This is a genomic window from Lysinibacillus sp. NPDC096212, from assembly GCF_044763105.1.
In the GTDB taxonomy this organism is placed as follows: Bacteria; Bacillota; Bacilli; order Bacillales_A; family Planococcaceae; genus Lysinibacillus.
In genome coordinates, this window is sequence record NZ_JBIWFQ010000012.1 from 133,240 (window position 1) to 144,991 (window position 11,752).

The window sequence follows — 11,752 nt, forward strand, 5'->3', positions numbered from 1 at the left end:
CCGCATCCGCTTCGCATCCGCTTCGCATCCGCTCCGCATCCGCTTCGCATCCGCTCCGCATCCGCTTCGCTTCCACGCAGATAAAAAATACCGCGAACGCCTCGCTCTCACGCAGATAAACAGTATGTCCAGAATTTAAAGTGTGTCCGCGCAATTCAAAATCCATGACATCCGTCAGAGGATTATCTTTTTTTTATAGGTATTTTGACACTTAATGAATCAAAATAAAAAAAGTTAAAATGTTTTGCATTCTATAGTTGAAATATGGGCAATACGTTTGTATAATTGATAAGGTCACATAAGTTAAAGTACAGTACACTATTTTGTCAGGTATGCTTCAAATGAGGGTTATCTACATCATGCTTTTCGTAAAGCCTAGGGTGAGTACTTTTTTTTTTGTTTAATTGCCCTCGTGGTGTAATGGATAACACGTAAGATTCCGGTTCTTGCACTGGGGGTTCGATTCCCTCCGAGGGCGCCATTTTACTGATTATTTGATTTACTTTTATAACTCAATTCTCCTAATAAGTAGTTTAGCAGCCTGCTTAGTGGGGAAAAGAGAAGGAAAAATAATGGAAATATTGCCTAGTAGGCATTATTCCCGTATTTGTTTCTTTCAAACCTTCAAAAAAGCAACAACTCCAAATTATTTTTTAGTGAACATACTGTACGTGAAGACTAGTTATACTAGTCGAAAAAAAGAATCCTATCTGAGGGGATTCTTTTTTTTTTTGCAAATAATCTAAAAATAGCACTGTTTTATTTTTAGAAAGAGATCGTATTGTCTTTATGAATGATGGCTATATTGGCGAAGAGGGGACGCGGGAAGAGCTTTTTGGGCATCTACAGCATTAGGAAAAGTTTTAAAATCCTTTAAACAAGAGCAGCCCCGTGTGATAGTGACCACAGATGGGGCTGCTCTTGTTTTTTATCATTAATGAAGGGGATTTGTTGTAGTGCCGTATGCGTTAAGCATCGTTTGCATATCTTGTTGAGAAAATTGAGGTACTTGATAGTAGCCATGCATATTTTGGTAAATAGATAATTCGTATGCCATTTCAATGCAGTTGGGAATACTATCTGCAATAACACGACGAACAACAGGGTTTGTAGTTTCTGTTGCTGCTGCAGTCATACCTTTTGCCACACCTTTTTGAGCGCCAAGTAAGAAGCCAGAAATACATTCATCATTGAGTTCACTTGCATTTTGCATCGGCTTTTTAGGTTGGTCAGGATTCATTCCATATTTGAAATTATTTCCTGTCTCCATTTGATAGCGACCTGTAGGAACAGTCGGATCATGACCTGTGTTATAAGATTCCACAATAGTGTTATACATACCTAATGTGAAATTATATTGGCGATCCAAAATACTAAGCAACTCTGTGTCCTTAACCTGTGGACGTAAAACAATGGATTGATTCATACAAGCAATGATTGCACCGATTGTTTCATGCAAGTCCATTTGCTCATGTCCACCATGATTTAGGCTTTGTTGTTGGTTGAATGATGTTTGGTTTGATGATTCGTTTTGAAACGATTGTGTCAAAAAAAGCGCCTCCTAAATATCATAGTTTGTTACAGTATTAAGTATGGCACGTTAGACAAATTTCATACGGTATTAATGCATTTGCATATATGTAGAATAGAGATGTTTTTTTGCTGCACATTAGTGGTAAGAAAAAAGAAAGGCTTATCGCCAAAACATGGATGATAGCTAAAAGAAAGCGAAGGAGGTTTTAGAATTGAAAAAAATATTTGGACCTGTAGGAATAATCGTTATTATTTTAGTTGTATTGGCCTTACTATTTATTCCAAAATACAATAGTCTAGTAACGGCCGAGGAAAGCGTAGATTCGAAATGGGCGCAGGTTGAAAATCAGCTACAACGTCGCTACGATTTGATTCCGAACTTAGTAGAATCTGTAAAAGGTTATGCTAACCATGAGAAAGAAGTGATCGCTAGCATTACAGAGGCACGTGCACAAATGGGAAGTGCGCAAAGTCCAAAGGAACAGGCGGTTGCCAATGATGCATTAAACGGAGCACTTGGTCGATTACTAGTAGTCGTAGAAAATTATCCAAATTTAAAGGCAGATGCAAATTTCCGTCAATTAATGGATGAATTAGCTGGGACAGAAAATCGTTTAGCAGTGGCTCGAGAAGACTACAACAATGAAGTGCAGACTTTTAATAAAACGGTTAAACGTTTCCCGGGCAATCTTATTGCAGGGATGTTTGGTTTTGAACAGAAAGAATACTTTAAAGCAGCTGCGGGTGCTGAAAAGGCACCATCTATAGATTTTGGCAGTTCAGGTAAACAATAATGAAACGGTTGATATTCCAACTTGCTATTGTTAGCGTCATGTTTATTCTATCTATAAGAATGGCAGATGCCGCAATGCCGACACCGATGAAAAATACGTATATTCATGATTTTGCTAATGTTTTATCAACATCCGTAAAGGAAGAACTCAATCGTTATTCAGAGCAGCTAGACAAAGGTACAGGTGCTGAAATTATGGTCGTAACGGTAGATACTATTAACGGAGAAGAACCAAAAATGTATGCAACAAAAATGATTCGTTCATGGGGTATTGGCGATGCGCAAAAAAATAATGGTGTTTTAATTTTAGCAACATTTGGGCAGGGCGATGGCAATAATGATGTCGTTATTGCTGTAGGTCAAGGTCTCGAAGGAGCATTACCTGATGGCAAGTTGGGGCGCATTTTAGATACAGCGTTTTATCCAGATGCACGTGCTGGAGACATTAATAAGGCATTTAAAGCAACGTACGCTGAAGTATTTCAAACTGTCGCGCAAGAGTATAATTGGGATGGAGAGGTGCCTGCAAATACAGCTGATGAAGAAATGCCAACGTGGATGATTATTTTAATTGTTATCATCGTACTTATTATTTATACGTTTATTTCCAATGGTAGAGGAGGAGGGCCTCGTTCTGGTAGACGTGGCGGTTTTCCGGGTGGTTTTCCAGGTGGTTTTGGAGGTGGCGGCTCTAGGGGCGGTGGTTTTGGCGGATTCGGAGGCGGCTCATCTGCTGGTGGAGGAGCGAGTCGGAAATTTTAGCTTCAGATGCCTTATATAATGTAAGTGAAATGGCAGTTACAGAAGTCTCCCTCCTCTATAGGTGGTGAGATGAATGTAAGGATGGACTAAATAATTATGCCGAGGCATAATTGATTATATTCAAAAGTGAACTCAATGCAGTTCGCTTTTTTTATTGGTTTAAAAGTCAAATATGATTAATTATTATCAATAATTGACAATAAAGATAAAATTGTTATAATTCAATTGTATCGACTAACGATATAACACGAACTGATATAAGGAGGAATCATTTTGAAAAAGAGATTTTTATCAGCATCATTAGCGGTTATTTTAACGTCATCTGCGGTTATCCCTGTATCTATGCAGGAAGTGCGCGCTGCCAATGAAACTAGCAGTCAAGTAGAAGTAAAAGAGGAACGTTTATCTGCTAAGGAGTTTCTAAATTTAGCTGTAACAGCTTTAACATTCCAACATGGATCAGAGACAATGCGTCAGCAAATCATTGATCAATGGGTAAAAGGTGAAGAATTAAAAGATTTAAGTGTACATATTAAACGTGATGAAGCAGCACGTATTTTAGTAAGAGCTTTAAATAAAGAGGAAAAAGAAGCAACACTTGCTGAATATCAAGAAAAAGCTAATAAACTAGGTTTATTTAATGGTCTGTCAGCTAGTGAAACGATTTCTAAACAAGATGCGGTTAAAATCTTGAACAATGCTAAAAATGTGAAAAAAGGTGTCGGCAATAATGAAGGTGTGAAAGAGATTTCCGTAGAAGATTTCATGAAAAATCCAGGAAACATGGGCTATGAACTTTCACCAGATGGCAATTACATTACTTATGCTTCTGCATGGGAAAATCGATTAAACGTTTTCGTGAAAAAAATGAATGACGATAGTGAGCCAGTACGTGTATCCAATTCAACGGATCGTGATATCGGGGGATTATTCTGGAAAGATGATAATTTACTATATGTAAAAGATAAAGGTGGCGATGAAAACCACCACATTTATTCAACATCTTTTAATGGTAATGAGGAAAAGGATTTAACACCTTATCCGAATGTAACAGTTGGGGTATTAAGTAACTTACAGGGTGTTAAAGATGAAATCCTTATTATGATGAATAAAGAAGATGTGAAAGTCTTTGATGTGTACAAGCTTAATGTGAAGACTGGAGAAACTACACATGTTGCGAAAAACCCAGGTAATATTACGAGCTGGTTAGCAGACCGTAATGGAAATGTACGTATGGCAGTTGCTTCAGATGGTGTAGTAGGCACTGTTCTTTATCGTGATTCAGAGAAAGATGAATTCAAGCCATTTATTGAAATAGAAGATGGAGATCAAGTAATGCCACTTGGTTTCACTAAAGACAATAAACATATTTTGGTGAAATCTAATAAAGGAAGAGATAAAGTAGAAGTAGTTAAATATGATTTAGAAGGCAATGAAGAAGTAATTATGTCCAATCCAGAAGTGGATGTAATGGGTGTATTATATAGTTCTGAGAAAGATAAAGTATTGTATGGTACATATGTATCAGATAAGATTCATTATCAATTCTTTGACGAAGACTTCGAAAAACTATTCCGTAAAATTCAAAATAAATTAGGTGTTCAAGAAAATGAAATGGCCATTTATGATTACAACAAAGAAATGACAAAATTCATTGTTAGTGTTTCTAGTGACACTGTTTTCGGAAAATATTATTACTACGATTCAACGACAGATGAAATGACTGAAATGGCAACACTAAGCCCTTGGTTAAACCCAGAGGAGCTTGCAGAAATGCACCCAATTTCATATAAAAGTCGAGACGGTCTAACAATTAACGGTTATTTAACTTTACCGAAAAACAAAGAGGCTAAAAATCTGCCACTTATCGTTAATCCACACGGTGGACCATGGGCACGTGATATGTGGGGCTTTAATAATGAGGTGCAATTACTAGCAAATCGTGGTTATGCGGTACTACAAGTGAATTTCCGTTCTTCAACTGGCTATGGAAAAGAATTTTTAGAGGCTGGTAATAAACAATGGGGTCTAAAAATTCAAGATGATATTACAGATGGTGTACAATGGGCAATCGACCAAGGCATTGCAGACCCTAAACGCATCGGAATTTACGGTGCATCATTTGGAGGTTATGCAACTTTAGCTGGGATCACTTACACTCCAGATCTATATGCTGCAGCAGTGGACTATGTAGGTGTATCCAACATCTTTACATTTATAAATACAATCCCTCCGTATTGGGATACATTGCGTAACCAACTTTATCAGCGCGTGGGACATCCAGAAGAAGATAAAGAGCTATTAACAGCTGTTTCACCTGTCTTCCATGTAGATAAAATTAAAACACCGTTATTTGTAGCTCAAGGTGCAAATGATCCACGTGTAAATAAGGCAGAATCTGATCAAATCGTTGAAGCATTACGTGCAAGAGGCGTTGATGTGGAATACATGGTGAAAGATAATGAAGGACATGGTTTCCAGAATGAAGAAAACCGCATTGAATTTTATAATACAATGCTAAAATTCTTAGATAGCCATCTAAAAAAATAATAGGAAAGAAGACTGTGCAGGAAGTAAGTTTCTTGCGCAGTCTTTTTCATCTGAACCAATAATTGACAAAAGTGCTAAAGTTGGTATAATTTCATTGTATTTACAATATGCGTAATGCGTACTGATATAAGGGGGAATCATTTTGAAAAAAAGGTTTTTATCAGCATCATTAGCGGTTATTTTAACGTCATCTGCAGTCATTCCAGTTTCTATGCAGGAAGTGCGCGCTGCCAATGAAACTAGTAGTCAAGTAGAAGTAAAAGAGGAACGTCTATCTGCTAAAGAATTTTTAGATTTAACTGTAACAGCTCTAACATTCCAACACGGATCAGAGACAATGCGTCAGCAAATCATTGATCAATGGGTAAAGGGAGAAGAATTAAAAGATTTAAGTATCAATATAAAACGTGATGAAGCGGCACGTATTTTAATAAGAGCTTTAAATAAAGAAGAAAAAGAAGCAACACTAGCTGAGTATCAAGAAAAAGCAAATAAGCTTGGTTTATTTAACGGTCTGTCAGCTAGTGAAACGATTTCTAAACAAGATGCGGTTAAAATCTTGAACAATGCTAAAAATGTGAAAAACGGTGTCGGCAATAATGAAGGTGTGAAAGAAATTTCTGTCGAAGATTTCATGAAACACCCAGGAAACGCCGGCTATCAGCTTTCACCAGATGGTAATTACATTACTTATAAATCTGCATGGGAAAATCGTTCAAATGTGTTCGTAAAGAAAATGAATGATGATAGTGAGCCAGTACGCGTATCTAGTTCAACAGATCGCGATATTGGTGGATCCTTCTGGAAAGATGATAATTTACTATATGTAAAGGATAAAGGTGGCGATGAAAACTTCCACATTTATTCAACAACATTTAATGGTAATGAGGAAAAGGATTTAACGCCATATCCGAACGTAACAGTTGGGTTATTAAGTGATTTACAGGGCGTTAAAGACGAAATCCTTATTACGATGAATAAAGAAGATGCAAAAGTCTTTGATGTGTACAAGCTTAATGTGAAGACTGGAGAAACTAATCATGTTGCGAAAAACCCAGGTAATATTTCAAGTTGGTTAGCAGATCATGATGGAAATGTACGTATGGCAGTTGCTTCAGATGGTGTAGAAGGAACAGTCCTTTACCGTGACTCAGAGAAAGATGAATTCAAACCATTTATTGAAATGAAAGCAGGAGATGAAGTAATGCCACTTGCTTTCTCTAAAGACAATAAACATATTTTTGCAACTACTAATAAAGGAAGAGATAAAGTAGAAGTAGTGAAATATGATTTAGAAGGTAATGAGGAAGTAATTATGTCCAACTCAGAAGTGGATGTAATGGGTGTATTATATAATTCTGAGAAAGATAAATTATTATACGGTGCATATATAACAGATAAAGGACACTATCAATTCTTTGACGAGGACTTTGAAAAAATATTCCGTAAAATTCAAAACAAATTAGGTGTTCAAGAAAGTGAATTAAGCATTAATGATTACAATAAAGAAATGACAAAATTCATTGTTAACGTTTCTAGTGACACTGTTTTCGGAAAATATTATTACTACGATTCAACAACAGATGAAATAACAGAAATGGCAACATTAAGCCCTTGGTTAAAACAAGAGGAGCTTTCAGAAATGCACCCAATTTCATATAAAAGTCGAGACGGTCTAACAATTAACGGTTATTTAACTTTACCGAAAAACAAAGAGGCTAAAAATCTGCCACTTATCGTCAATCCACACGGTGGACCATGGGCACGTGATATGTGGGGCTTTAATCCTGAAGTGCAATTACTAGCAAATCGTGGTTATGCAGTACTACAAGTCAATTTCCGTTCTTCCGTAGGATACGGTAAAAAATTCCTTGAAGCTGGTAATAAGCAATGGGGTCTGAAAATTCAGGATGATATTACAGATGGCGTACAATGGGCAATCGACCAAGGCATTGCAGACCCTAAACGCATCGGAATTTATGGTGCATCCTTTGGAGGTTATGCAACATTAGCAGGTATCACTTATACACCAGATCTATATGCAGCAGCAGTTGATTACGTAGGTGTATCGAATATCTTTACACTATTAAATACAATCCCTCCATATTGGGAAACAATGCGTGAAATGCTTTATGAGCGTGTAGGGCATCCTGAAAAAGATAAGGAGCTATTAACAGCAGCTTCACCTGTCTTCCATGTGGATAAAATTAAAACACCGCTATTTGTAGCTCAAGGTGCAAATGATCCACGTGTAAACAAAGCTGAATCTGATCAAATCGTTGAAGCATTACGTGCAAGAGGTGTTGATGTGGAATACATGATGAAGGATAATGAAGGCCATGGTTTCCGTAATGAAGAAAACAGTATCGAATTTTACACTGCAATGCTAAAATTCTTAGATAGCCATCTGAAAAAATAATATAAAGAAGACTGTGCATAAATTTCTTGCACAGTCTTTTCTAGTTGAAGACTCTAAATTGTTCTTGCCACTCCCGATTGTACAGTCGAGACTTATTTGGATGAAGAGCCGTTATAAGAGCTGAAAAGTATTTCGATATATATCATTTTTCTTATTGTTAATTAATGTAATACAACGGGCTAGCTTTTCTACTCCAACATGAATTTGACGCTCATTCACTTGAGAAATACTTAATCGAATCAGATTTTCCTTTTTATATTCTGGTAGGAACATTCTAGCTGCATCATCCACAAGGACATTTTGCTCTTTTAACAAATTGACGATCTGCTTTGCGGTCACTTTCTCGGGCAGGGAGATAGTAAGATAAAATCCTGAAGAGGGTTTCGTATAATGCGTGTTATTTGGCAGCAATAACTCACAAGCTTCCTGAAGATGTTTCATTTTTCTATAATATAGCTCTTTTATTTTCTTAATATGGCTATTAAACATTCCGTTTTTTAAATAAATTTCTAATGCTCCTTGTGAAAGAACCGAACTATTAAAATCGGCAGTAAATTTATAGCGTAAAAAATTGTTAGTCATTATTTTTGGAAGAACTAAAGACGCAACTCTTAAACCAGGTAGAAAAACTTTAGAAAAACTTTTAATATAAATAACTCTGCCAGAAGGATTGTACGCGAATAATGGATCGGATTTAGTATTTGGATCCAAATCCCCTAAAAAGTCATCCTCAACTATATAGACATCGTATTTTTCCGCTAATTCTACAATCCTTTTTTTCTCTTTATTTGTATAGCTATGTCCAAGTGGATTTTGAAACCTCGGAACAATATAGAAAAACTTGATATCGTTATTGCGAAATATATATTCTAGACGATCGAAATCAATTCCATCCATAGATAAATCAATCCCGAACGTAGTCACTTGCTGTAAATTGGCAGACTCTATAAAGCCAAAATAAGTAGGCTGTTCAATTAAAATATTGTTTTTCCCATTTGGAAATGGCATAGAAACTAATAAATTAAGAGCCTGCTGAGAGCCAGACACAATAAATAATCTTTCAGGTTCAGTAAATACTTGTAAGCTTTGCAAATACTTCACCATTTGAAGTCGTAAAGAGTATAGACCTTGTTGATCGGTGTAAGTGAATAATTCTTCTTTATAAGTATCAATGGCCTGATTGATGCAGTGCTGAAAATCAATGTAGGGTATGATGTCTTTATCTGGACCAGCAGACAAAAAGTCAATAATATCATTTTTACTGTCTGGATTTTGAAATTCATTGACAACATAATAGCCGCTTTTAGGAACCGAAAAAATTAAGTGCTCTTTTTCTAGCTCTTCATAGGCTTTAACAACTGTGTTTTTACTGCAGGAGAATTTTTCAGAGAGTTGTCGTACTGAAGGAAGTTTACTACCTGCTATAAGTAATCCCTGTGCCAGTTGATCTTTAATTTCATCAATAACCTCATTATATTTTGTATACAATGCAAAGCCTCCTTTATTCTGTACCAGGACAGATGACGGAAAATATCGTTTATTTTTACGGTAGTTCCTCTTAATATTTATTATACCAGCACAAATGGTACAGATTTGCATAAAATATAAGGGGTTGGTAATGGTGCAGGACAATAAGAAGGAAAAAATGGGGTTATTATTAGGCTTAGTGGGCGTCATCTGTTTCAGCTTAACATTACCTGCAACAAGTGTAGCAGTAGAATATTTCGGGACTACAATTGTTGGCTTAGGAAGAGCGGTAGTAGCTTCAATTTTAGTTGCTCTTGTATTGGTTGTGAAAAAAGAAAAACTGCCCACTGCTCGTCAATTCAAGAGTTTAATTATTGTCTCTTTAGGCGCAGTTTTAGGATTCCCCTTGCTCACCTCTTGGGCTATGACAAGTTTGCCAGTTTCTCATGGAGCTGTAGAGTTAGCCCTTTTACCTTTAGCTACAGCGGGGTTTGCAATGATAAGGGGAGGCGAAATTCCGTCCATTAAATTTTGGATATCAAGTATAGTTGGCGCATTGGCAGTAATAATTTACGCTATGTATCTTGGACTGGGCCAATTACATGTTGCAGATTTAGCATTATTGGCAGCAGTCATTATACTCGGACTTAGCTATGCTGAAGGAGGGGTACTAGCACGAGAATTAGGAAGCTGGCAAGTAATTGCTTGGGCAATTATAATTGCTACTCCTTTTCTTATTATTCCAGTGTTACTAAACGTATCAGTTGAGATGTTGCATGCTCCTTTAAAAGCTTGGATTAGCTTTCTGTATCTTGCTATTGTGAGTCAATTTTTAGCATATGTAGCCTGGTATGGTGGAATGGCTATGGGAGGCATTTCAAGAGTAAGCCAAATTCAATATTTACAGCCATTTTTAATGATTATTTTTGCAGCTTTATTTCTCAATGAACCTATTACATTATTTACTATTGTAATAGCATTCATTGTTGTGGCGTCCGTAATTATTGGCAAGAATACCAATGTTGTAAAAAAAGATTCTGAAACAATTAAACAATAAACAAAAGGTGTCATTACAGTATCTTGGTTATTAATAGCTGTTTCGTTTTATAATAGCTCTTAAGGGAGGTGCTGTAATTGGACGTGAAATTTTTTAGTCGAGATAATTGTGGACTTTGTGTAGAGGGACTGCATACTTTAAAGCTCGTACAGGAAGATATAGATTTCGATCTTGAAATTATTAATATTGAAGAAGATGAGAGCATACATGAAAAGTATATGTTAATGATTCCGGTAGTAGAAAAGGATGGGCAAGTAATACAATACGGCAATTTGGATTACGCAACACTTATGGAGCATTTGTGTAGCGAATAACAAAGGGGGAGTTGCTTATGTACGTACCAGCAGCTTTTAAAATGAAGGATAGATCCGAGATGATAGAAGTGATTCAGGAGAACAGTTTTGCAACACTCTTTTCAACTCAGGAAGGAATGCCAGTTGCTACACATCTCCCGTTGTTGTTGAATGACACTAAGGACTGTTTAATTGGGCATTTTGCAAAAGGAAATCCTCAATGGAAGGATATTGAAAATCAACAGGTTTTAGCAATATTTCATGGGCCACATTGCTACATATCTCCCTCGTGGTATGAAACAAATCAAGCTGTCCCAACATGGAATTATGTAGCAGTACATATTTATGGAGAAATCGAGCTTATTGAACACGATGATGAATTGATACAATCCTTTAACAACATGATTAAAAAATATGAACATCATACCAGCACATATAGCTTAACTCAGGTAGATGATCAGCTTGTAAGCAATCTAAACAAAGGAGTTCAAGGCTTTAAATTAAAAATCTTAAGTATGGAAGGTAAGAAGAAGTTAAGCCAGAATCATTCTAATGATAGACAACAATTAGTAATTCAAAAATTAGAAGAAATCGAACATACAAATGAGCAACAAATCGCACGTTTAATGAGACAAAACAATAGATGAACCTTAAAAATTTCGCATTTTTCTTGCTATGTATGTGGCAGTGAGGAAGGAGCGGAATTTTTTAATTTCTTTCAGAGTGTGTTCAAACATCCACTGAAAAGAGGAACTTAGGCTAAGAACGCCACGTCTTATGGCAATTTATCTGTGCGAAAGCAAAAGCAACAACAACAACAACAACAACAACAACAACAACAACAACAACAACAACAACAACAAAAGACTGAGTGACCA

At 36.4% G+C, this 11,752-nt stretch carries 9 protein-coding genes and 1 tRNA gene; 8 read left to right on the top strand and 2 right to left on the bottom strand.

The genetic code is table 11. From position 1 onward, the window contains the following. Positions 1–406 precede the first annotated feature (406 nt). A tRNA-Arg gene (locus ACIQ7T_RS13820) sits at positions 407–481 on the top strand. A 453-nt stretch (positions 482–934) separates the two neighbouring features. Here ACIQ7T_RS13820 and ACIQ7T_RS13825 read toward each other — a convergent pair. Beyond that, positions 935–1,549, bottom strand: coding sequence for a spore coat protein (locus ACIQ7T_RS13825; protein ID WP_402871008.1), 615 nt, complete (start codon positions 1,547–1,549; stop codon positions 935–937). Between the two features lie 196 nt (positions 1,550–1,745). Between ACIQ7T_RS13825 and ACIQ7T_RS13830 the strand changes: the two genes are divergently transcribed. The 4 genes from ACIQ7T_RS13830 to ACIQ7T_RS13845 all read left to right on the top strand — a co-directional run bounded on the left by ACIQ7T_RS13830 (position 1,746) and on the right by ACIQ7T_RS13845 (position 8,057). Further along, positions 1,746–2,327 (top strand): LemA family protein, encoded by a 582-nt coding sequence (locus ACIQ7T_RS13830; protein ID WP_370081841.1) that lies wholly within the window; start codon positions 1,746–1,748, stop codon positions 2,325–2,327. Beyond that, positions 2,327–3,088 (top strand): TPM domain-containing protein, encoded by a 762-nt coding sequence (locus ACIQ7T_RS13835; RefSeq protein WP_402871011.1) that lies wholly within the window; start codon positions 2,327–2,329, stop codon positions 3,086–3,088. Before ACIQ7T_RS13830 ends, ACIQ7T_RS13835 begins: the two co-directional genes overlap by 1 nt. Before the next feature lie 273 nt (positions 3,089–3,361). Then, on the top strand, positions 3,362–5,638 hold the full coding sequence (locus ACIQ7T_RS13840; RefSeq protein WP_402871014.1) for a S9 family peptidase: 2,277 nt from the start codon (positions 3,362–3,364) through the stop codon (positions 5,636–5,638). 142 nt (positions 5,639–5,780) lie between these two features. Then, the gene (locus tag ACIQ7T_RS13845; RefSeq protein WP_402871016.1) at positions 5,781–8,057 is read left to right on the top strand and encodes a S9 family peptidase; all 2,277 of its coding nucleotides are present in this window, start codon (positions 5,781–5,783) and stop codon (positions 8,055–8,057) included. A gap of 111 nt (positions 8,058–8,168) precedes the next feature. On the opposite strand, the gene ACIQ7T_RS13850 is transcribed toward ACIQ7T_RS13845, so the two are convergent. Continuing rightward, entirely contained in the window at positions 8,169–9,545 is a 1,377-nt protein-coding gene (locus tag ACIQ7T_RS13850; RefSeq protein ID WP_370081833.1) for an aminotransferase-like domain-containing protein, read from the bottom strand. A 130-nt stretch (positions 9,546–9,675) separates the two neighbouring features. On the opposite strand from ACIQ7T_RS13850, the gene ACIQ7T_RS13855 reads away from it, so the two are divergent. The 3 genes from ACIQ7T_RS13855 to ACIQ7T_RS13865 all read left to right on the top strand — a co-directional run bounded on the left by ACIQ7T_RS13855 (position 9,676) and on the right by ACIQ7T_RS13865 (position 11,521). After that, on the top strand, positions 9,676–10,581 hold the full coding sequence (locus ACIQ7T_RS13855; RefSeq protein WP_370081831.1) for a DMT family transporter: 906 nt from the start codon (positions 9,676–9,678) through the stop codon (positions 10,579–10,581). A gap of 77 nt (positions 10,582–10,658) precedes the next feature. After that, complete coding sequence (locus ACIQ7T_RS13860) at positions 10,659–10,895, top strand: glutaredoxin family protein (protein WP_370081829.1); 237 nt, start codon at positions 10,659–10,661, stop codon at positions 10,893–10,895. Positions 10,896–10,912: 17 nt separating this feature from the next. Beyond that, on the top strand, positions 10,913–11,521 hold the full coding sequence (locus tag ACIQ7T_RS13865; RefSeq protein ID WP_370081827.1) for an FMN-binding negative transcriptional regulator: 609 nt from the start codon (positions 10,913–10,915) through the stop codon (positions 11,519–11,521). The last annotated feature ends 231 nt before the right edge of the window (positions 11,522–11,752 follow it).

Coding starts and splice junctions, on each gene's coding strand:
- ACIQ7T_RS13835 (WP_402871011.1), top strand. CDS start 2,327: ATGAAACGGTTGATATTCCAACTTGCTATTGTTAGCGTCATGTTTATT.
- ACIQ7T_RS13855 (WP_370081831.1), top strand. CDS start 9,676: ATGGTGCAGGACAATAAGAAGGAAAAAATGGGGTTATTATTAGGCTTA.
- ACIQ7T_RS13865 (WP_370081827.1), top strand. CDS start 10,913: ATGTACGTACCAGCAGCTTTTAAAATGAAGGATAGATCCGAGATGATA.